This is a genomic window from Pollutimonas bauzanensis (assembly GCF_040393045.1).
Taxonomy (GTDB): Bacteria; Pseudomonadota; Gammaproteobacteria; order Burkholderiales; family Burkholderiaceae_B; genus Pollutimonas; species Pollutimonas bauzanensis_A.
Window position 1 is genome coordinate 18340 of the sequence record NZ_JBEBUX010000024.1, and the last position, 19274, is coordinate 37613.

A 19274-nucleotide genomic window follows, 5' to 3' on the forward strand; every position below is an offset into this window, starting at 1 on the left:
TGGTTAAGTAGCACCAATGCCTGACGCTCGAACTCTAAACATGAACTTGGTCGTACATTCTCTTAGGGCATTGACCAAAACAGGACGTATTCGCCTAAGTAGCGCTGACGAATAAAGTATAGAGCGTATACCTGACCGAAAGCTTGATCTATGTCAAAAAAAACATACCTAAATTTTTGTAAGTTATTGTTTTTGTAACGGTTTTTGAATAAGCATTTCTTATCGAAAAATATCGTTTGCTTTAACTCACTGTCAGTACCGCTGCACCTTGTAGTGCGCCGGAGCGCAGGCAGGCGAGGGCCTTATTTGCTTGTTCCAGCGGAAAGGCGCTGACGACTGTCTGTATCTGTTTTTGTTGTGCAAACTTGAGAAATTCAATCCCGTCGTTACGCGTGAGATTGGCTACAGAGCGGATTACCCGCTCACCCCACAGACTTGCATAGGGGAAGGCAGGGATATCGCTCATATGTATTCCCGCACATACTACGCAGCCTCCTTTTTCCAAATGACCTAGTGCCAGGGGGACGAGCGCACCAACCGGCGCGAAAAGCAATGCAGCGTCAAGCATTGCCGGCGGAGACTGGTCGCTTCCTCCCGCCCAAATGGCACCTAGCTGCATTGCAAATCGCTGGCTTTTCCAATCACCTGGGCGCGTGAAAGCATAAAAGGGCCGTCGTAGATGGTTCAGTACCTGAGAGAGGATATGAGCGGCGGCGCCAAACCCATACAGTCCGATGCGTTGCGCGTCGCCCGCAAGCCGCAGCGCGCGATAGCCAATTAAACCTGCGCACATAAGAGGTGCCAATTCGACGGGCGAGGGCTGATTTGGCATTTCATTTAAAGCAAAGCAGTAGCGAGCATCGGCTAGCGTGTATTCCGCATAACCGCCATTAATTTGATAGCCGGTAAAACGGGCCAATTTGCACAAGTTTTCTCGCCCGCTTTGGCAAAAATGGCATTGACCGCAGGTCCAACCAAGCCAGGGCACACCCACTCGTTCATCTAGAGAAAAGCCGTTGACCCCTGCACCAAGGGCACTAACACGACCAACGATTTCGTGACCCGGGATGATGGGGAGGGAGGGGTTGGGTAAGTCCCCATCTATCAGGTGCAAATCTGTCCGACAAACGCCACAGGCCTCAATACGGATCTGAATCTGTCCAGGCCCAGCGACCGGGCGCGGCAGTCGCTCCATCTTAAGCGGAGTGCCTGGACGGCTGAAAACCATCGCACGCATGGTTGTAGAGGCAGCTGGGCGCATTGCGTTTAGTGAGAAAGTTTATCGGTATAGTCATTAATGAATGTGAAGCCACAGCCTGACTTTACGGTGAGACGAGCAGGTGGAAGTTGATCGTGAACAAATTGGAGGAACGAAAACCGCAGTGAAATTGATGACGGTCAATTGTTACCCTTTCTACAGGACTACCATAATCTTACGTGCAGTGCGCAAAGCACGTACCAAACACTTTTTGCTTCAGCTCGGCACAGCGGTAGAAACTGGCGAAAACCGAAACATTCTTTTCCTTTAGTGAGGTTAATCATGGCCAACAATTTAATGCAGCTCGACCCATTTAATGAAATTGCCCACTTTTCGTCATTACGGGGATTCGAGGATTTCCTCAAGGATTTCCGTCTCAGACCAGGCTTTAGTAACCTTGAGGCTGAACCACGCATCAAGATGGACGTCTCCGAAACAGATCAGGGCTATATCGTAAAAGCCGAAATACCCGGCGTAAAAAAAGAAGATGTAAAGGTGGCTGTCGATCGTAATCAGATCACAATTACCGCCGAGTCCAAGCACGAGACTGAAGAGAAAAAAGGCGAAGCACTAGTACGTCGCGAACGTTATTTTGGCCATCAGTCACGCAGCTTTACCCTTGCGCACGAGATAGATGATTCAAAAGCTGTCGCCAAATACCAGGATGGCATACTGGAGCTGTCCTTGCCCAAGAAGGCGGGCAATAGCGGCGCGAAAATGCTTGCAATCACCTGACTGGCCTGGTTTAAAGCGCTCCAACCCTTTGGTCTTTCCTTGAAAGCGGATGCTATACGATGAAGCACCTCTCCAGCGATGATGTTCGAAAATTACACATGCAGCTTGTTGAAATGCGAACTCGCCTGCTCGACGAGATTCATACTGCCGAAGCTGATATAACAGCCGCGCATGAGGCTCGAGAAGGCGAGGGAAGAGGCGGTTCCGATACATCAGAAATCAGCAGATTTGAGGAGCTACGCCGCTCTGAGATAGAAATTGATGAAAATCATCTGCGCACGATAGAGGAGGCCGAGCATAGGATAAGTGAGGGCCATTACGGAGTATGCATGGATTGCGGTAAACCCATCGCGCGTGAACGCCTGCTCGCTCTGCCTACTGCCGTTCGATGCAAAGTGTGCGAGGAAAGTGCACTATCACACTAGGCCTAAAAGGTGTCATATGTATGCGAAGATCATGGTGGCAGTGGATGGCAGTCCAATCGCGATGCATGCTCTGGACGAGGCCATGCTATTGGCGAAAATTCATGGGGCAGAGTTAATGTCGGTGTATGTTGTCGAATACCCGCACACCTATATCTCGGACTTAGGGTACGATCCTCTGCCTATTACGGAGGCTCTGGTTAGTGAGGGGAGGCATGTCCTTGAAAAGGCTGAATGCCTTATGAAAAGCCGCCAAATCGATTCCAAATCGCTTCTGGTCGATAATCGACCAACGCTTGATTCTATCGCTGAGCAATTACAAAAAGTTGCCGATGAATACGCAGCAGACCTTGTGATTCTTGGGACTCATGGCAGAGGCGGATTTAAACGTCTGCTATTAGGAAGTGTTGCACAGGATTTTGTACGCATAACGTGTCGTCCGGTACTCTTGATTCCGGGGAAACATCATAAAGAAGAAAGAACAGAGCAAAGAGAAGAGGGAGAGCCGTACCGACATACGGCACCTCCATAGCAATCAGTGAGAGAACAAGACGGGGACGCGCATCGATTGCAATAGCGTGGTAGAGGTCCCCCCAAATGTCCATTCTCGCAATGGACTATGGCTATAGGCACCCATCACAATCAGGTCACAATCATAGTCATTCGCTGCAGCTAATATGGCCTCAGCGATCTCATTTCTTGGCCTGGTCATGTGTACTTCTATTAACTCAGGGTAATGATGCGATGCACAATATGTTGAAAGATCGTCGGGTACGATGTCTTGAGTTTCCAGCATTTCTTTGTTCATATTTACAGATATAGCAATTACCTTGGACGCTCTTTCCAGGAAGGGGGCTGCATCGCTTAGTGCACGAGCAGCCCGTTGGCTAGAGTCCCAGCAAATAAGTACGCTTTTCCCCAAGGTAGGTAAGGCGTCAGCATGTGGAACGATGAGCACAGGCCTCCCAGCAGAGGTAATTATTGAGTCTCCTCTATAAGGGAAAAGGTTTTTCATTGATGTGTTTTCGACGATATGGCTCATAATCAATATGTCGCAAAAACGGCTATGCAGTGCTAGCGCTTCAAGTGCTTCGCCTTTCGGAGCTCGCCAGCTAGCAGCGACGCCTGCGTCGCCAGTTTGCTGGAGAAATGACTCTTTTGCTGTAGTCATTTGCTGATCAATGGCTGTCTCTAGAATCGCACGAGCTTGCGAAGGTAGTGCAGTATCGCCACCATATAAATATTGCTTAGTTAACAAACTCGTGTAAACACCAACTAGTTGAGCGCCATGCTCAAGCGCTAGCTTAATTCCCACCTTTAATCGTCGATCGTAGTTGCTGTCTTGGTTTAAATCGATGGCGATACGTCCTAACATGTCGTTCTCCCAGTTGAACAAATCCAGCCTGAGTCTGCATCCTATCTTTTCACATCAAGATCAGAGTTGATGATGAGCAACAACCGAGGTGATTTTTGTAAGGTAAGTGCATTAGACCAAATTAGGTCGAAGGTGAAATAAGTTCAATAGCGTTTCCAATATTTTTCCATTTCAACGAATAGAAAGGAAGCTGACCAGGTTATCAGCACCAATCCGGTCAACGCTTCTAAACCTGTTAGATAGCGTAATAGGCCTAGCGGATTAATGTCACCAAATCCTAAAGTAGTAAACGTAGTAAACGAAAAGTAGACACAATCCATTAGGCTGCCATCCAGGCTACCCAACAGGCTGCCTAATCCATTTTTCTGCATAGCAAAATAGACAAATGCGAACAGCCAAACCTCTACGGTATGGGCGAGAAGCACGCCGCACACGCAAAAAATTAACTTCAAGTGGGGCCGAACCTGTATGTGAGAAGTCACCCAACTGAGGAACCGCAAGGATTCGCAATGCGTCAACACGGCGGCTAGCACTACCACTATGTTTGTTATTACGACGTGAGCCATAATTAGTTTTCCAGGTGGTGAATGCTGACGAAGCGATAGAAGGCGCTCGAATATGGCTTGAGAATTAGCTCGCCACACAATGTCAGTGTGCTACCTATTGTATGACCGAGAGGCTGAGCACTGTAAAAAAAGAGATCCTCTTTGAGATGCCGACATTGATATTGATCAATGTGTGAGTTGGTATGACGGCACATTATTAAAGGGGGTATTTCCCGCTACGAATTTATTCGTGGAGTGGTGATAGCTACGGGAACATCTACTGGAATGGAAAGCCATAAAAACGTGCCAGGTGCACCAAGCTCAACAGCGAGTGGCGGTACAGATATCTCTAGCCGTCGCGAGTCGGATTCCCGAACGCCTCTAGCGGGGCTTAGTGCTAAGGAGGCTTCCGCCCGTCTCCTTAAGGAAGGCTTCAATCGTCTGCCTAGTAGTGCTCCGAAATCGTTACTGGCGATTTTGTATAGCGTCGCAGGTGAACCTATGTTTCTTATGCTCTTATGCGCAGGAGGTATCTATCTGATATTAGGAGACAAAACTGAAGCTGCATTTTTGATGGCATCGGTTTTTGTCATTATCCTAATAACGCTAGTTCAAGAGCGTAAGACACAGCGGGCATTGGAGTCATTGCGAGATTTGTCCGCGCCACGGGCGTTAGTGATTCGTGACGGACAAGAGCGGCGGATATCGGGACAAGAAGTAGTGCGGGGAGACCTGCTAGTGCTGCATGAGGGAGACCGTATTGCTGCCGACGGCCTGTTATTAGATGGCAATGTCGCGGTCGATGAGTCGTTGTTATCAGGGGAGGCGGTACCTGTTCTGAAACTAGCATCTCGCCTATCTGATCGTTTTCATCAAGACTCGCTGACAGGCGCGTCAGAGGCGGAAGGATCGCCGTTGCTTTTTGCGAGCACCGTCGTAACCAAAGGGGAAGGTATAGCCCGAGTGACCGCAATAGGGGCGCAAACGGCAGTCGGAAAAATAGGGCAGTCTCTTAACCAAACAGATTCCCTTTCGTCAGGCCTGACGATAGCCTCTCGCAAAATAGTCTGGCAACTGACTACGCTAGGATTACTCATTGCCGGCATGCTTATTCTGGTTTCATGGTTATGGAACCAAAAGCCTTTATTAGAGAGCTTATTAGCAGGCATCGCTTTAGTTATGGCAGTCCTCCCAGAGGAAATTCCAGTAGTCCTAACCGTTTTTCTCGCCTTAGGTGCGTGGAGAATGTCAAAAAAAAAGGTACTCACCAGGCAAATGACAGGGCTGGAGGCTCTGGGGGCGATCACTATCTTGGCGGTAGATAAAACGGGCACTATTACCCAGAATAAGATGAAAATCGCTGAATTGTCGGTAATTAGCGCGCGTTTTGTTGATGACAATGCCAGCGCTTTACCAGAGCAGTTTCACGAACTTTGCCATTTTGCCGTATTGGCGAGTCCTGCTGATCCATTTGACCCAATGGAAAAAGCCATTCAACATTTTGCACGCCGCAGACTAAACAACGCGGAGCTCGAAGGTCGGGGCCTACGTCTTGAACGTAAATACGATTTATCTGCCGGCATTCTTGCCATGACAAATGTGTATTCCTCTGAAAATTCATCGGATCACATAATCGCTACTAAGGGCGCACCAGAGGCGGTTCTGGATTTGTGTCGTTTACCTCAGGAAACACGCGAAACGATCCAACAAAGCGCCGTAGCCATGGCTAGTACAGGCTTGAGGGTGTTAGGCGTTGCGAGGGGGGCCTGGAATGCTATAACCCTTCCATCGAATCAGCAAGATTTCGATTTCTTTTTCTTAGGCTTAGTTGGCTTCGTTGATCCTCCTCGGCCTGAGGTGATGGAAGCGATTTCAGAATGCCACTCAGCAGGCATTCGCGTCATCATGATGACTGGTGACCATCCTGCTACCGCGAAGGCAATAGGGCAGCAGGTGGGTTTAAGCGACCGGCTGGCGCTCATGACAGGGGCCGCGGCCGAAAAATTGAATGATGAAGAGCTAACAGAGAAATTAAAGCATGTAGACCTTTGCGCTCGTCTCAAGCCCGAACAAAAATTGCGCCTCGTAAAACTACTACAAGGCATTGGCGAGGTAGTGGCCATGACGGGGGATGGAGTGAACGACGCGCCAGCCCTTCAGGCGGCGAATATTGGCATCGCAATGGGCGAACGAGGCACTGACGTCGCGCGGGAAGCCGCTGACTTGGTCCTGCTGGACGACAGCTTCGCCAGCATTGTCCTGTCGATTAGGCAGGGGCGTCGCATCTATGACAATATTACCTGTGCGATACGTTTTATTTTTGCGGTTCACGTGCCGGTGGTGGCCCTAGCGCTTTTCCCTACCTTATTTCACTGGCCGATTCTGCTATTGCCACTTCATATTGTCTTGCTTGAACTCATTATTGACCCAACGTGTTCTATCGTTTTTGAGGCACAGCCTGAAACTCCAAATATTATGAGGCGCCCGCCACGTAAACTAAACCATTCCCCCTTTTCATTTTCCAATGTTGGCTACGCCCTCACTCAAGGCGTCGGGATCAGCGTCATTTTGTTATTGGGATACTGGGTATTAAGCAGTACGCAAGAAATGAGCGAGGACCAGGAGCGCGTGATTGTCTTTATATCTCTTGTCGTTGGCATAGTTTTACTGGTAATGGCAAACAAGGATCCCTCCCTCTCTTCATCCAAAGGCGCACACAAGAAAGATGCATTGTTTCTTTGGCTTGCGGTACTGGTTGCTGGAATGCTGATTGTCATCACAACGATTCCTGCGGCAAACAGAATTCTCCACCTTCATCTGCCGACGCCCGCTGATTGGGGGTTCGCGGCTGTAATGGTAACTTTGATCTTCATCTGGCTGGAAGCGCTAAGAAGGGTCTGGCGACGATATTCGGGCGCTCGCTCTTCAACGTAAAGACATTTAGCGGTTTTTTTTCAGTAGCGCTCGGACCTCATTGCGACGGCCCCCGTCGGCCACGTCGCGACCGGGACGCGGTGGCCTGCGTCAGGTGCAATCCGGGCTCCCTGCATAGCTGATTTTTTTCATCCTTGTGGACTTTGGGTAATCTGGCGGCAATAATTCTCCAGGTTCTCTGGCAGATCTGGTGGACAAACACCGCATTGTCGATTACCCGGCACGGCATAGTCGATGAACTTAGGGTAGGGCAAATTTAGGTTCGCCATGATGTGCTTGAACTCTTCGAGTGTCTTGTCGCCGCCTAAGCGCGGGTTGCGCGCTTTTTCCTGAGCAATGGTGGATACAAAACGTTTGTTGTAGTCATGGCCAGGATATACCAACGTCTCGTCCGGCAATACAAACAGCTTTTCTCGGACGCTTTTATACAACGCATCGGCATCCCCGTTCTGGAAATCGGTACGGCCACAACCATCAATCATCAGCGCATCCCCGGTAAAAATGCGTTCATTAAGTAGGTAGGCGAAATGCCCATCCGTATGACCTGGTGTATGGAGAGGCTGCAGCGTGATGCCGCCGATGCTAAGCGGCTTACCTTCCTCTACACCGACGTCGGCGCACGGTAGGTGGTCATGAGCCGGTGCCGCAATCCTGCTCCCTACCATGCGTTTAAGCTCGAGCGCAGCGGTGATGTGGTCAGCATGGATGTGTGTCTCGATGGTATAGGCGAGCTTCAGTCCAAGGCGGTGAATTTCAGCCAAATCGCGCTCCATTCCAGTGATAACTGGATCAATGAGAAGGGCCTGACCGGTTTGCTCGTCACCCAGCAGGTAGGTATAGGTGCTGGAGAGTGGTTCGTAGAGTTGTCGGAAAATCATGTTGGCTCCACACTAGATCAATGAAAAAGCTAAGCCTGACACATTAATTATATTATTTTATATATTATTATGATATATAATGTTTGCGAAAAGTATTCCCTCAACCGATTCCTCATGAATACGCCAAAACAAATTGATTTAGTAAAACTCCAGGTGGCAGCCGGACAGGCGTGCGACCTGCTGAAGATTCTCGCCAATCCGCAGCGCCTGCTCCTCCTGTGCCAGATGACACAAGGCGAATATTCAGTTGGTGAGCTGGAGACCGCTACCGGCATTCGTCAACCGACGCTTTCGCAGCAACTTACCGTATTGCGCGAAGAGCAGACAGTGTATGCGCGTCGCGAAGGCAAGCAGATTTTTTACCGAATCGCCAGCCAGGAGGCGCTAGCTATGCTTCACGTTATATATCAATTGTACTGTCCTAAGAACGAGGAGAAATGAAATGACGATTGACTGGGCTAATTTCACGCTATTTCCATCACTTGTCGGCGGTTTGATGATTGGTTCGGCTGCTGCATTGTTCTTATTCTTTAACGGCAGAATTGCCGGCATCAGTGGCATTGTCGGCGGCCTGCTCAGGCCGGCCAGCGGGGACATCGGATGGCGCCTTGCTTTCATTGCCGGCATGGTGAGTGCGCCGTTGGTCTACGGCTGGGTGTTACCCCTTCCAGGCATTCACATCAGTGCAGATATGCCGACACTCGTCATCGCCGGACTGTTGGTGGGTATCGGCACCCGCTATGGGTCCGGTTGTACTAGCGGGCATGGTGTTTGCGGCCTTTCGCGACGCTCTCCGCGCTCGTTGGTAGCGACGCTGGCGTTCATGTTTGCGGGGTTTGTGACCGTCTATATCGCGCGTCACATGTTTGCTTGAGGAGGGCGAGATGAAATTGCTGATGGCGTTGATGGCGGGCCTGGTGTTCGGCCTTGGACTCATTTTGTCCGGTATGACAAATCCATCAAAAGTATTAGCGTTTCTAGACCTAACTGGAAACTGGGACCCGTCGCTTGCATTTGTGATGGGCGGTGCACTAGTAGTCGGTTCGCTGGCTTTCCCGCTCGCGGCCAAGTGGCCGCATTCACTACTGGGCGAAACAATGCGTTTGCCGAAGGCGACGAAAGTCGATCGGCGGCTTGTACTCGGCGGTTTGACTTTCGGCGTCGGTTGGGGATTGGCAGGGTATTGTCCCGGGCCAGTCCTAGCGTCGCTTCTACTGGGTGGTTCAAAGCCCCTCATGTTTTTCGGATCTATGATTGCTGGTATGTTGGTGTTTGAGGTTCTGGAACGAATAAGACCTCAATCATCCTAAGTTTCGTCGATTTTCCTGGGGTGTTCAACGCGTTGTTGATCCATCAGGGCAGTATTCCCCACGGCAACGCGTTGACTATCTAGCTGGTCAGAGACGCACTGCTTGTCCGTTGCGATTATTGAGGGGCTGGCGGCGTCTCAAATTTATCGGCATACTTCATCAAAATATCCCCCATGGCACGCATCATTTCGCCATGCATTTGCATCATGACCTTTCCATTGGGCTCACCTAAAAGTCCCATCATTGGACAGCCCCTCATCATCCCCATCATGCCGCCGTCCATCATCCCACCGCGACTTATGTGTTGCATTGGAGCGGACGAATCCGTGGGTGCTTCAGTACGCATAAAAGGTGCTGCGCCTGGCATTGGCGTGGGCGCTTCGCTGCTAGGGGGCGCAGCCATCGTTACGCCACTAAGCTGGAATAAGACAGCGGCAAGCGTTGCAGAAAATAGTTTTACAGTGTTCATGAGCATCTCCTAATCCGACAGCTAGCGTGGCAAGCTAAATACCACGTAAATGATTAATTAGTGAGCGGCCAGACGACTTCATCAAGGTAGCTTTGTTTGACCTCTGGCTCGCCCAGCTTGACCCTCATTAAGTCACTTAATCTCAGCGCGCTTAATGATCGTGAAGCTGCTTATTGCGACCCCGAGGTCAAAACCTTCGCCTTTACCTGTAAGCATCAGCGAAACTTTCCCTTTTGTTAACGCCTGGGCTGACCCGGCCTTTGCCATGCCAGCGTTGGCGCTGACGCCATAGTAGCTACCAAGGACATTGTCTATAGTGGCCACATCGGTGAAGATGCCCCGGCCATGCTGAACTTCCCATTTTCCAGCGGTTAGGCCGATTCCCTTGGCAGAGATTGACACTGGCATTGACTCACCGTTTTTGCATGTTACGGTGCCACGTCCGGCAGCGCTGGCATAAATGATCGACCACTCAGTTGTTGTAAAGCTCAGTTGACAGCTGAGATCTCGTTCCGCAGCCTTTGCTATGTCCGGGATTATTGACACGACGATGGAGGCGATGATGGTTAGTGACTTGATGCAATTCATGATTGACTCCAGAGGGGATTGCCTGGCGACCAGAGCGTCTATGAGCGATGTGTCGCTCAAACTGTGCGCTGTAAGGAGCTACAACCCAGGCAATGCAATGTAAGGTTATCTGCTTGGGAGGTGTACATATTGACGATAGTCAAAGAGCGATGTACTCATGAGCTAGATTGATTGGCTGTCTCTGGTGACCGGAATTTAGCCCAGGCATAAATGGCCTAAATGTGAAATGATTATTCCGTAGGGTTTTCTAAAGGAGAAAATTGCGATGAAAGCGCCCGTATTCAGCACGTATATCGATAAAGATCACGCAAAGAGCTAGGCTAAGATAATTCGGCTGCGCATCCATAGTGAGAATATCCGGGCAGGTAGCTACAGTCCGGCGATCCCTAGAGGCGTAAATTAGAATAAGCGGCTTACCAAATGCTGAGATTCCTTATGTGTATTGACTCGGGGTTAGTCTGAGGATGAGTGACAGCTCGGTCAGGCAGGAAGCTACCCAGAGCGGACCAATGGGCAATCGACTTATCTAAAGAAAATTTGCTCTGATGGAGTTGCCCATGTCACTCGTCTACAGGCCTGCCCGAGCGCAGGATTTGGCGGCAGCCGACATCCTAGCCGTTGCCAGCATCAACGATCTCACCGTGCGCCATGGTTTCGGCCCGATGGCGGCCCTAAGCGCTCCCAACTTTCAGCTGTTCTCGCTTAAAGACGATCCTGACGGCCTATGGATCGCGGAGGATGGTGGCGACCTTCTTGGTTTTGCCTGGAGTTGGGTATGTGGCGATGTGTGGTTTCTCGCCCAGTTATTCGTCGATCCAGCCCAACAGGGGCGCGGCATCGGGAATGAATTATTGAAACTGACTTTGGAGCATGCCCGGAAATCGGGAGCCGTTCACAAGGCACTGATCACTTTCTCCTTCAACCGTGTTTCGCAGGGTCTCTACCTGCGGCATGGGCTCTTTCCCAAGGTGCCGATATATTTTTTCGACGCAGCGCGGGAGCGAGTAATGGAAGAATTGCCGGAGCCTGCGCTACGCGGCATCCCCATCGACGATAGTGCCGCGACCATGGAACGACTCGTCGAGATCGATTTGCGCGCAATCGGCTTCCCGCGAGAGAAGCATCACCGCTACTTGCTCAGTGACCCGGCGACCACAGGATTTTTGCTCTGCGCCGGCAGTGAATATGTCGGCTACAGCTACATCAGCGCCAGCGGTCATATAGGACCCGTCGCAGTTTGGCAGGCTGACGTCCTTGGGGATGCCTTCATGACGGCAATGAAGATGGCAGCCGATGGGGCTTCCGGGAAAATATCGGCGTTTTTGCCGGGCACATGCGAAAGCGCACTGAACTTGGCGGTAGGTCACGGCATGCGCATCACTTTCCCGATGCTGCTGATGGCATCGTCTGGATATAGTACTTGGACGCAATACCTGCCGCGCAATCCAGGATTTATGTGATCATGAATGGCGAACCCTATAACGCTTGCAGCCAAGGGTCAAGTCACAGTGCCTAAGGTCATTCGTAAGAGAATGGGCCTAAGTCTGGACTAGGGAAGGGCGCTAAGCCCTTTTCACGTCGGAAAAACCCATCCGCGCTGTTTTGCGTTACCTCTGATAGGCGCAAGCTACATAAATACAGCAAGGAAAACAGCCAGCGCAGCCGAACATAGTGCTCACGTTCTTGCTGGCGCGAAAGCGATAAGGGGTTGTCCGCCAGGTAGCCGGCCGTCATCAGTCAAGAAAACATCGAGTTCAGAATGATGATATGGCGTGGTGGCGGCTTAGGTGAAGCCAATGCTCAAACGATGCAGTTTTGTAGCCAGACGGAAGGCTGACGTCGTCAATGGGGAAAAACACACCGGCTTCTAAAGAAAGCAACGACTAGCAAGGCTTCCGCGCGATAGTCTAGCGAACCCTGAGCTGCCGTGAAAAGAATAGAAAACCGTCGCATTCAGGTAGAAAGCAAAGTGAGCAACGATATCTATAATGAACGCATAATGTATATTATGTAAAGTCAGTTGGACACGTTTGCATTAATTGAAATTGGACCGTCCATGCAACTGATGGACACCCCCACCCCTAAAGCTTTGGGTTTATTGACGCACCAACTCGTGAGAATGCATAGCTTATGGGCGCACGACCACAACGATGTCGTGCTTGTTCGTGCACGGCTTGTACCAGAACTTACCTTCGGCCGCTATTGCCGCGTCCAACTATCATCGGACCGCGAGAACTTCTTTCGGCTGCGCTAGGTCTTTTCTTACTAATACCTATGTGGATTGCTGCGTATTTCGGAAGTGGCACAAAACCCCATGAGTAGCTTCTTTTGCCAGCGTGACAAAGATGGCGAAGAGCGCTGGTAGTTTGAGGTGACCGGTAAAGGCCAGAAAACCCGGATCATTCCGGCCACGCACGAGCTCATGGTAGAGTTCGCCCGCTTCCGACGCGAAAAGAGCTTGGCGCCCTTCCCTAGCCCCGATGAAACCACGCCGCTGTTACTGCCGATTCAAAAGCAATGCGACTTGCGCGACGTGCGCGATAACCTCGGGCATGAGTCCATCAAGAAATCGCCGCTAACATACGGCGCATGCCTTCAAGGCCGCGTTATTTTGCTCCCGAGTATGTTCAACCAGGTAGTCCAGGAACACGCGAGATCGCTGCGGGATGAACTTTCGACTTGGCATTGCCGCATACATCGCCAACCGCCCCGTAATCCAAGGATTTAGTACTCGCACCACATCGCCACGGGTAAGAAAAGGCGCCACGATATCCAGCGATATTGATGTAATCCCAGCACCATCCAATGCCGCGCGAAGCAAGGTGTCCGTATGGTTAGCAATGAGGACCGGGTCGACGTTAATCTCCACCACATGATCCGGGCTGTGGCCACACCACATGCGCCACGCCCGCAATGGTGAATCGGCTCTTCTAAGGCGCAAACATTCATGTTGCGCCAAGTCTTCAGGCGTCTTGGGCAAACCGCTACGCTTCACGTAAGCTGGTGACGCTACCAGGATGACTTCGGATTCGACGATCTTACGTGCGACGATATCAGCGTTGAAGCTTGCATCAGTACCCAACAACGTAATGTCAAAGTCTTCAATAGGTGGATCTCGGTAAGCCTCGACTTCGATGTCCACCACAATGCCGGGATGGCGCTGACGAAACTCCGACAGTAAAGGCGCGATCACGTACGTTGCAAGAACCGGCTGCGTATGTACACGCAGTCGGCCAGCGAGTATGTTGGTATGTTCGCTAGCAAGTGCATCCGCTTCGTCAATATCCTGCAAAATCTGGCGGACGCGAGCCAGATAGCTCTCGCCGGCTTCTGTCAGCGACACCCGCCGCGTGGTTCGCTGAAACAGCCGCGTGCCGAGATACGCCTCCAACTCAGCAATCAAACGGGTCACCACGGGAGGAGACATATCCATGGCCCGGGCTGCCGCCGCAAAGCCGCTTTCGTCCGCAACCCGCTCAAAGACTTGCATTGATAGCAATCGATCCATGGGTATCTCCTAAGCCTAATTATTTCATTTTTAGAAATAGTATGTGTTTATTCTATCTATTTATTCATTTCAATGGAAGATTTAAAGTTACTACATCGACGAGGTAACCAGACAAACAACTCGCCGAAGCCTCGGAAAATTAGCCGTGGCTAGTCAAAATCAACCCTTCGAATTAAAGGATATACATCATGACTCGCACTCACGCCTCCGCTATCGCTCTCGCTTTTGCCACTCTGTTTGCTGGGCAAGCCATGGCTGCCGATACTGGCTCACCGATCACCCGTGCACAAGTCAGCGTAGAATTAGCCGAAGCCATTCGCACCGGCAATGTCATCGCCGGCGAAAGTAGCACTAAGCTGAACGAAGAATTCCCACACAACTACCCTGCTCAGCGCGTCAGTTCCACTGTGACCCGCGCCCAGGTGCAGGCAGAACGGGCAGAAGCAATCCGTACCGGCAATATTATGGTTGGCGAAAGTGGTGCAAAGCTGAACGAAGTATTTCCTCATGACTACTACGCTCAACAGAGCGTAGCCAGCACGAGCCGCGAGCAAGTCCAGGCGGAGTTGGCTGAAGCGATACGCTCAGGCCAGGTTGGCGCTCACATTGAAGCGTAAGGCACCTAATAATGATCACGCTACGTAAATCAGAAGAACGCGGCCGGTCCACTCATGGTGGCTGGCTACATAGCGCCCACAGCTTCTCGTTCGGGGACTACTTCGACATCAAGCACCAAGGCCACGGCAACCTGCTCGTTATCAATGACGATACCGTTGCAGGTGGGCAGGGTTTCGGTACCCACGGTCACCGGGACATGGAAATCATTAGCTATGTGCTCGAAGGCGAGCTGGCCCACAAGGACAGCATGGGAACGGGTACCCCGAACTCTGAAGCCACAGGCATCGTGCGTCCTGGTGATGTCCAGCGTATGAGTGCCGGCACGGGCGTGCAGCACAGTGAGTTCAACAATCTTCAAGACCGTGCCACACACTTCCTGCAGATCTGGATCAAGCCCAAGTTCACTGGCATCCGGCCCAGCTATGAACAGAAGCACTTTGCCCAGGCGCAACGACGCGGCCAACTAGCCTTGGTGGTTTCACGCACGGGTGCCAATGGTTCGGTCAGCATGAATGCCGACGCCTCCATTGAGGCCGGTTTGTTTGATGGTCAGGAATCATTCACCAAACCACTGGACACTACTCGCCTGACCTATGTGCATTTGGCGCGTGGCGAGTTACTAGTGAATGGACAGCATCTGTCGGGCGGCGATGGGGCCCTGCTGGACGGAGAGACCGAATTGGCCTTGAGCCAAGGCCGGTCTGCTGAAGTGCTGGTATTCGACTTGGCCCGTCAGTAGACTTTTGCTAAACACAATCAATTAATTAATCAGGAAGAAACCCAATGTCTGACTCTTACAAATCTTATGTTTCCGTCGTGGCCCGCATTCTGTTGGCGATCATGTTCATCCTGTCAGGCTTCGCCAAGCTGACAGATATTCAAGGCACAGCGGCCTACGTCGCCAGCGGTGGACTGCCATTTCCCATGCTGCTCACCGTAGTAGTTGGCGCTTTCGAACTGTTGGGCGGCATCGCCTTGGTCGTAGGTTTCCAGGCACGCCTCGTCGGTCTGCTCATGGGCTTGTTCACCATCGCTACCAGCGTGGTGTTCCACCCCTACTGGGCTGTTCCCGCTGACCAGCAATTCGTAACCCAGTTGCTTTTCATGAAGAACATCTCGGTGGCTGGCGGCCTGTTGCTGATTTCCGCACTTGGTGCTGGCCCACTCAGCGTAGACGCCGTCCGCCAAAACCGCTAAACCTGATGCCGCCTGGCCGAACAATGGCAAGGACGTTATAGAGGCGGCAGCCTGTTGGATCAGTTGCTCGTAACTTTTCGCTGATATGCTCAGTCAGGTTTTGACCGCCGACCAGCATATCTGGATAGAGTTGGCGGGCCACTAAGGACTACAAGGTCAACGTCAGCGTTGACCTTGTCTTCACAAAAGGAAATAATGCAATTTACTTGTATGTAGACGAAGCGTTCTAATGAGGCGGGTATAAAAATGAAAAAAAATCTGTTCCTGACCATAATGATTCTGCTCGGTAGCGTTGCTACGTCGGTGCAAGCACAGTCCGGTCTTCGTTTTCTACACGATGCTCCGATCACGAAATTCAATAAAGCTGACACCGATCTGTTAATCAAGACCTTGAATCAAACCCTTGACACTGGCGCGGACGGCACGCCGGTGACATGGGAGAATCGCAGTTCCGGCAGCGGTGGGCATATTACGCCGCTAAAAGATCCCCAGGGCCGAAGCAATTGCCGCAAGGTCCGCGTCGAGAATCGACATCAGACGTTGTCTAACACGACCGAAGCTGTTTTCTGTAAAGTCGACGGCAAATGGAAAGTGATTAGTAAATAGACCGGAGCCGAGAGGCTATTTATTCTAGAAATAACCTCAAAGGGTGGCTTTTTGTTAACCCATGGGTTATAGGCATAAGGGGATGGTATGCATAGTCGGCTACGTATGATATTTGGCACTATTTGGGCTTGCTTCTTACTGCTCGCGTTGCAACCGGCTTATGCACAAACCAAGCTGGATAACGCCCAGCTTGATCAATTACTGGCGCCAATTGCCTTATATCCCGACGCCTTGCTGTCCCAGGTCCTTATGGCGGCTACTTACCCTAATGACGTAAAAGCAGCGGCGGCATGGTCAGCTGGCCACACCTCTTTGTCAGGTGACGCAGCCACCAAGGCGGTAGAAAATGAATCATGGGATCCTAGCGTAAAGTCTTTAACCGCTTTCCCATCGGTAATCGACTTACTGGGGCGCCAACCACAATGGACGCAATCCCTAGGCGATACTTTTCTGGCCCAACCTGATGATGTGATGAATTCGGTGCAAAGGTTGCGGGTTCAAGCCAAAGCAGCTGGCAATCTGCAGTCCAGCAAGCAACAGACGGTAGTAACTGAAACCAGCGGCAGCGCCACTATTGTAAAAATTGAACCGGCAAATCCACAGGTTGTGTATGTCCCTGTATATGACTCCACGACTGTATATGGACCATGGCCCTATTACGCGTATCCCCCCTACTACTACCCTCCTCCGCCGGGATCGGTGTTCGCTACCTCACTGGTGGCCGGTATCGGCTTCGGACTGGGGGTTGCGGCTATAGATTCGCTGTGGGGAGGATTTGACTGGGGACATCACGATGTGGACATCAACGTCAATCGATACAACAATATCAACGTCAATAACCGTATCCACAACGGCAGCACAAAAGTTCAATGGCAACATAACCCTGCCAACCGTGGCAACACGCCTTATCGCGATCCAGCGGTTCGCAATCAACATGAGCCGCAACGCCAAGCCAGCTTGAATAACCGCTCTTCAAACGTCCAATCACGCGACACTGAACGCAATCGTGCCGCGCAAAGTTTTCAGCAGCACACAGGCCAAACCATCCCGGGACACGCGGCGCCAAGGCAACGGCAGGACACGGCGGCAACGCCGTCCGCTCGAAGCGACGCCAAACCAAACACGCGTTCCGGCAGCAGTCGCAGTGCTGTCGAGCAACAGAACGCGGACAGATTGGCAGCACAGAATCGCTCGCGCGACATGAACCGAGCCTCCGCTTTCCGCGATGCAGGTAAAGGCGAACAAGTACGTCAACAAACCCATCAAGGCCGTATGGCTGAATCTCGCGCCGGCAGGCTTTCCGGTGGCGGCCATTTCGAGCATCCCAGGAGGTAACAGCCGTGGTCGCCCATCGTGTGCAAAATACATCTATAGTAAAAACATTAACCCGTCTGCTGGCTATAGGCACGCTATTATCATGCAGCCTATCAACTGCCGCGCAAGCGCGTTTTCCTACGGCTCAGGCAGCTACGGATGCGTTTATCGATGCCATAGCGACTAGCGATGACGACGCCATGGCACGCGTTCTAGGTAAAAACTACCGCACCTATATCCCGCAAAAAGCGGATCAAGACGATATTTTTGCCTTTTTGGGGGCTTGGTCTCAACAACACCGAACTCTTACCGACGACTCGGGGCGTGCATGGCTGGAAGTAGGCACGACGCATTGGCGCTTGCCAATACCTATCGTTCAGTCTGGCAATGCCTGGCATTTTGACACCATTGCCGGTGGTGCTGAAATACGCCAACGACAAATAGGACGCAACGAATTGGGTGCGATCGATACCTTGCGTATGCTGCAGCGTGCTCAACTATCCTATATGCAAAGTCAGGGCCAATATGCCCAGAGGCTAGTCAGCCGTCCCGATATGCACGACGGCCTTTATTGGCCGACGAGCGATGACGGAATAGCTAGCCCCTTAGATTCCATTGCCCTTGCCATGACTCCCGACACGCCGGTCAACGCTGCCTATTTCGGCTATCGATTCAAAATAATGCCTGCGCCTAGCTCTTCAGGTTTTTCGATTATTGCGTGGCCAGCCGTTCATGGAGTCACGGGGGTACACACCTTTATGCTGGACGAGGATGCTGCCATAGGCCAACGCAGTGCGCGCACCGTACAGCCTGACGCAATACTGAAATCTGAATGGCGCCCACTGGGTGTTCAATAGCCTTAACTTATTGACGCTACTTACTTTAAACTTTCGAACGCATTTTTTGATTCCCTAGCACGACATGGGATGCCGACATGCCATGTACGAGAGCCAATATTTTATATATAATTAGCCGCCTTACTATATGGCGGCATCATTCATGGCTTTGGAACAGAAATATCAAGCGCTGCTGCAAGAAGCGCAGCAACGGCAGCTTCCCGACGTGCAGGGGATCCGGCTGTGTTTTCAGACGCTTTCGCTGGCCTCAGCCATCGACCGAGATTGCGCCGCGCTGCTGGCCCCGTATGGTCTGTCCGAAGGCCGCTTTGTACTGCTGTTCCTGCTTAATGCCGCCAGCGAAGGGCTAGCCCCCAATGTGCTGGCCGAACAGGCGGGCGTTACCCGCGCAACGGTGACGGGGCTGCTGGACGGCCTGGAGCGCGACGCCCTGATCGAGCGCAAGGCCGATGCCAGCGATCGCCGCGCATTGCGTATCTGCCTGACCCGCAAAGGCAAGCAGGTAACAAAGAAAGTTTTTGACCAGCATAGCCGCTGGATCGCCGGGCTGTTTGGCAACTTGTCAGCGCCTGAACGCAAACAACTGACGGCGCTGCTGGACAAGGTGGCGGCAAACCTGGGCGTCTCCAGCTAAGGAAAGCTCCGATGAACGAAACCGCA

Annotated in this window: 22 protein-coding genes; 15 read left to right on the forward strand and 7 right to left on the reverse strand. The window is 51.6% G+C overall.

Annotated features, from left to right (window positions below; translation table 11 throughout):
• Window positions 1–241: 241 nt before the first annotated feature.
• Window positions 242–1237: a zinc-dependent alcohol dehydrogenase family protein gene (locus ABWO67_RS05870; protein WP_353148876.1), complete on the reverse strand. Its 996-nt coding sequence runs from the start codon at window positions 1235–1237 to the stop codon at window positions 242–244.
• A 303-nt stretch (window positions 1238–1540) separates the two neighbouring features.
• Between ABWO67_RS05870 and ABWO67_RS05875 the strand changes: the two genes are divergently transcribed.
• Genes ABWO67_RS05875 through ABWO67_RS05885 form a run of 3 tightly spaced genes read left to right on the forward strand, consistent with a single transcriptional unit; the run spans window position 1541 to window position 2947 of the window.
• A complete protein-coding gene (locus tag ABWO67_RS05875) occupies window positions 1541–1993 on the forward strand; it encodes an Hsp20/alpha crystallin family protein (protein WP_353148879.1) in 453 nt (150 codons plus the stop codon).
• Window positions 1994–2052: 59 nt separating this feature from the next.
• Window positions 2053–2418 (forward strand): TraR/DksA family transcriptional regulator, encoded by a 366-nt coding sequence (locus ABWO67_RS05880; protein ID WP_353148882.1) that lies wholly within the window; start codon window positions 2053–2055, stop codon window positions 2416–2418.
• A gap of 16 nt (window positions 2419–2434) precedes the next feature.
• Window positions 2435–2947, forward strand: a complete 513-nt coding sequence (locus tag ABWO67_RS05885; RefSeq protein ID WP_353148884.1) for a universal stress protein — start codon at window positions 2435–2437, stop codon at window positions 2945–2947.
• Window positions 2948–2950: 3 nt separating this feature from the next.
• Here the strand turns inward: ABWO67_RS05885 and ABWO67_RS05890 are convergent, their stop codons facing one another.
• Both ABWO67_RS05890 and ABWO67_RS05895 read right to left on the reverse strand, forming a co-directional pair.
• Window positions 2951–3790: a universal stress protein gene (locus ABWO67_RS05890; protein WP_353148886.1), complete on the reverse strand. Its 840-nt coding sequence runs from the start codon at window positions 3788–3790 to the stop codon at window positions 2951–2953.
• A 143-nt stretch (window positions 3791–3933) separates the two neighbouring features.
• The gene (locus tag ABWO67_RS05895) at window positions 3934–4242 is read right to left on the reverse strand and encodes a potassium channel family protein (protein ID WP_353148888.1); all 309 of its coding nucleotides are present in this window, start codon (window positions 4240–4242) and stop codon (window positions 3934–3936) included.
• Between the two features lie 378 nt (window positions 4243–4620).
• Here ABWO67_RS05895 and ABWO67_RS05900 point away from each other — a divergent pair, with 378 nt between their 5' ends.
• Window positions 4621–7269 carry a cation-translocating P-type ATPase gene (locus tag ABWO67_RS05900; protein WP_353148890.1) on the forward strand — a complete coding sequence of 883 codons (2649 nt, stop codon included), beginning with the start codon at window positions 4621–4623 and terminating at the stop codon, window positions 7267–7269.
• 128 nt (window positions 7270–7397) lie between these two features.
• Here ABWO67_RS05900 and ABWO67_RS05905 read toward each other — a convergent pair whose 3' ends face one another.
• Window positions 7398–8147 carry an MBL fold metallo-hydrolase gene (locus tag ABWO67_RS05905; RefSeq protein ID WP_353148893.1) on the reverse strand — a complete coding sequence of 250 codons (750 nt, stop codon included), beginning with the start codon at window positions 8145–8147 and terminating at the stop codon, window positions 7398–7400.
• Window positions 8148–8261: 114 nt separating this feature from the next.
• Here ABWO67_RS05905 and ABWO67_RS05910 point away from each other — a divergent pair, with 114 nt between their 5' ends.
• Genes ABWO67_RS05910 through ABWO67_RS05920 form a run of 3 tightly spaced genes read left to right on the forward strand, consistent with a single transcriptional unit; the run spans window position 8262 to window position 9457 of the window.
• The gene (locus ABWO67_RS05910; RefSeq protein WP_353148895.1) at window positions 8262–8588 is read left to right on the forward strand and encodes an ArsR/SmtB family transcription factor; all 327 of its coding nucleotides are present in this window, start codon (window positions 8262–8264) and stop codon (window positions 8586–8588) included.
• Window position 8589: 1 nt separating this feature from the next.
• Window positions 8590–9021 (forward strand): YeeE/YedE family protein, encoded by a 432-nt coding sequence (locus ABWO67_RS05915; RefSeq protein ID WP_353148898.1) that lies wholly within the window; start codon window positions 8590–8592, stop codon window positions 9019–9021.
• A 10-nt stretch (window positions 9022–9031) separates the two neighbouring features.
• A complete protein-coding gene (locus tag ABWO67_RS05920; protein WP_353148900.1) occupies window positions 9032–9457 on the forward strand; it encodes a YeeE/YedE family protein in 426 nt (141 codons plus the stop codon).
• A 115-nt stretch (window positions 9458–9572) separates the two neighbouring features.
• On the opposite strand, the gene ABWO67_RS05925 is transcribed toward ABWO67_RS05920, so the two are convergent.
• Both ABWO67_RS05925 and ABWO67_RS05930 read right to left on the reverse strand, forming a co-directional pair.
• Window positions 9573–9926, reverse strand: a complete 354-nt coding sequence (locus ABWO67_RS05925) for a hypothetical protein (protein WP_353148903.1) — start codon at window positions 9924–9926, stop codon at window positions 9573–9575.
• Window positions 9927–10058: 132 nt separating this feature from the next.
• Window positions 10059–10514: a hypothetical protein gene (locus ABWO67_RS05930; RefSeq protein ID WP_353148906.1), complete on the reverse strand. Its 456-nt coding sequence runs from the start codon at window positions 10512–10514 to the stop codon at window positions 10059–10061.
• Window positions 10515–11071: 557 nt separating this feature from the next.
• Between ABWO67_RS05930 and ABWO67_RS05935 the strand changes: the two genes are divergently transcribed.
• The gene (locus tag ABWO67_RS05935; RefSeq protein WP_353148909.1) at window positions 11072–11974 is read left to right on the forward strand and encodes a GNAT family N-acetyltransferase; all 903 of its coding nucleotides are present in this window, start codon (window positions 11072–11074) and stop codon (window positions 11972–11974) included.
• Between the two features lie 1115 nt (window positions 11975–13089).
• Here ABWO67_RS05935 and ABWO67_RS05940 read toward each other — a convergent pair.
• Window positions 13090–14022: a LysR family transcriptional regulator gene (locus ABWO67_RS05940; protein ID WP_353148911.1), complete on the reverse strand. Its 933-nt coding sequence runs from the start codon at window positions 14020–14022 to the stop codon at window positions 13090–13092.
• A gap of 188 nt (window positions 14023–14210) precedes the next feature.
• On the opposite strand from ABWO67_RS05940, the gene ABWO67_RS05945 reads away from it, so the two are divergent.
• The 7 genes from ABWO67_RS05945 to ABWO67_RS05975 all read left to right on the forward strand — a co-directional run bounded on the left by ABWO67_RS05945 (window position 14211) and on the right by ABWO67_RS05975 (window position 19248).
• Window positions 14211–14639, forward strand: a complete 429-nt coding sequence (locus ABWO67_RS05945) for a DUF4148 domain-containing protein (RefSeq protein ID WP_353148913.1) — start codon at window positions 14211–14213, stop codon at window positions 14637–14639.
• Between the two features lie 11 nt (window positions 14640–14650).
• Window positions 14651–15379 carry a pirin family protein gene (locus ABWO67_RS05950; protein WP_353148916.1) on the forward strand — a complete coding sequence of 243 codons (729 nt, stop codon included), beginning with the start codon at window positions 14651–14653 and terminating at the stop codon, window positions 15377–15379.
• A 44-nt stretch (window positions 15380–15423) separates the two neighbouring features.
• A complete protein-coding gene (locus ABWO67_RS05955) occupies window positions 15424–15837 on the forward strand; it encodes a DoxX family protein (protein ID WP_353148919.1) in 414 nt (137 codons plus the stop codon).
• Window positions 15838–16083: 246 nt separating this feature from the next.
• Complete coding sequence (locus tag ABWO67_RS05960) at window positions 16084–16443, forward strand: RT0821/Lpp0805 family surface protein (protein WP_353148922.1); 360 nt, start codon at window positions 16084–16086, stop codon at window positions 16441–16443.
• An 87-nt stretch (window positions 16444–16530) separates the two neighbouring features.
• Window positions 16531–17778, forward strand: a complete 1248-nt coding sequence (locus ABWO67_RS05965; protein ID WP_502929974.1) for a DUF3300 domain-containing protein — start codon at window positions 16531–16533, stop codon at window positions 17776–17778.
• Between the two features lie 5 nt (window positions 17779–17783).
• Window positions 17784–18614, forward strand: coding sequence for a DUF2950 family protein (locus tag ABWO67_RS05970; RefSeq protein ID WP_353148925.1), 831 nt, complete (start codon window positions 17784–17786; stop codon window positions 18612–18614).
• Window positions 18615–18756: 142 nt separating this feature from the next.
• Window positions 18757–19248: a MarR family winged helix-turn-helix transcriptional regulator gene (locus ABWO67_RS05975; RefSeq protein ID WP_353148928.1), complete on the forward strand. Its 492-nt coding sequence runs from the start codon at window positions 18757–18759 to the stop codon at window positions 19246–19248.
• Window positions 19249–19274 lie beyond the last annotated feature (26 nt).

Excerpts from the sequence above, each read along its gene's own strand:
- ABWO67_RS05900 (WP_353148890.1), top strand. The coding sequence starts at position 4,621 with ATGGAAAGCCATAAAAACGTGCCAGGTGCACCAAGCTCAACAGCGAGT.
- ABWO67_RS05950 (WP_353148916.1), top strand. The coding sequence starts at position 14,651 with ATGATCACGCTACGTAAATCAGAAGAACGCGGCCGGTCCACTCATGGT.
- ABWO67_RS05875 (WP_353148879.1), top strand. The coding sequence starts at position 1,541 with ATGGCCAACAATTTAATGCAGCTCGACCCATTTAATGAAATTGCCCAC.
- ABWO67_RS05925 (WP_353148903.1), bottom strand. The coding sequence starts at position 9,926 with ATGAACACTGTAAAACTATTTTCTGCAACGCTTGCCGCTGTCTTATTC.
- ABWO67_RS05945 (WP_353148913.1), top strand. The coding sequence starts at position 14,211 with ATGACTCGCACTCACGCCTCCGCTATCGCTCTCGCTTTTGCCACTCTG.
- ABWO67_RS05920 (WP_353148900.1), top strand. The coding sequence starts at position 9,032 with ATGAAATTGCTGATGGCGTTGATGGCGGGCCTGGTGTTCGGCCTTGGA.
- ABWO67_RS05915 (WP_353148898.1), top strand. The coding sequence starts at position 8,590 with ATGACGATTGACTGGGCTAATTTCACGCTATTTCCATCACTTGTCGGC.
- ABWO67_RS05940 (WP_353148911.1), bottom strand. The coding sequence starts at position 14,022 with ATGGATCGATTGCTATCAATGCAAGTCTTTGAGCGGGTTGCGGACGAA.
- ABWO67_RS05975 (WP_353148928.1), top strand. The coding sequence starts at position 18,757 with ATGGCTTTGGAACAGAAATATCAAGCGCTGCTGCAAGAAGCGCAGCAA.
- ABWO67_RS05965 (WP_502929974.1), top strand. The coding sequence starts at position 16,531 with ATGCATAGTCGGCTACGTATGATATTTGGCACTATTTGGGCTTGCTTC.
- ABWO67_RS05885 (WP_353148884.1), top strand. The coding sequence starts at position 2,435 with ATGTATGCGAAGATCATGGTGGCAGTGGATGGCAGTCCAATCGCGATG.
- ABWO67_RS05955 (WP_353148919.1), top strand. The coding sequence starts at position 15,424 with ATGTCTGACTCTTACAAATCTTATGTTTCCGTCGTGGCCCGCATTCTG.
- ABWO67_RS05905 (WP_353148893.1), bottom strand. The coding sequence starts at position 8,147 with ATGATTTTCCGACAACTCTACGAACCACTCTCCAGCACCTATACCTAC.
- ABWO67_RS05935 (WP_353148909.1), top strand. The coding sequence starts at position 11,072 with ATGTCACTCGTCTACAGGCCTGCCCGAGCGCAGGATTTGGCGGCAGCC.
- ABWO67_RS05960 (WP_353148922.1), top strand. The coding sequence starts at position 16,084 with ATGAAAAAAAATCTGTTCCTGACCATAATGATTCTGCTCGGTAGCGTT.
- ABWO67_RS05870 (WP_353148876.1), bottom strand. The coding sequence starts at position 1,237 with ATGCGTGCGATGGTTTTCAGCCGTCCAGGCACTCCGCTTAAGATGGAG.
- ABWO67_RS05930 (WP_353148906.1), bottom strand. The coding sequence starts at position 10,514 with ATGAATTGCATCAAGTCACTAACCATCATCGCCTCCATCGTCGTGTCA.
- ABWO67_RS05880 (WP_353148882.1), top strand. The coding sequence starts at position 2,053 with ATGAAGCACCTCTCCAGCGATGATGTTCGAAAATTACACATGCAGCTT.
- ABWO67_RS05890 (WP_353148886.1), bottom strand. The coding sequence starts at position 3,790 with ATGTTAGGACGTATCGCCATCGATTTAAACCAAGACAGCAACTACGAT.
- ABWO67_RS05910 (WP_353148895.1), top strand. The coding sequence starts at position 8,262 with ATGAATACGCCAAAACAAATTGATTTAGTAAAACTCCAGGTGGCAGCC.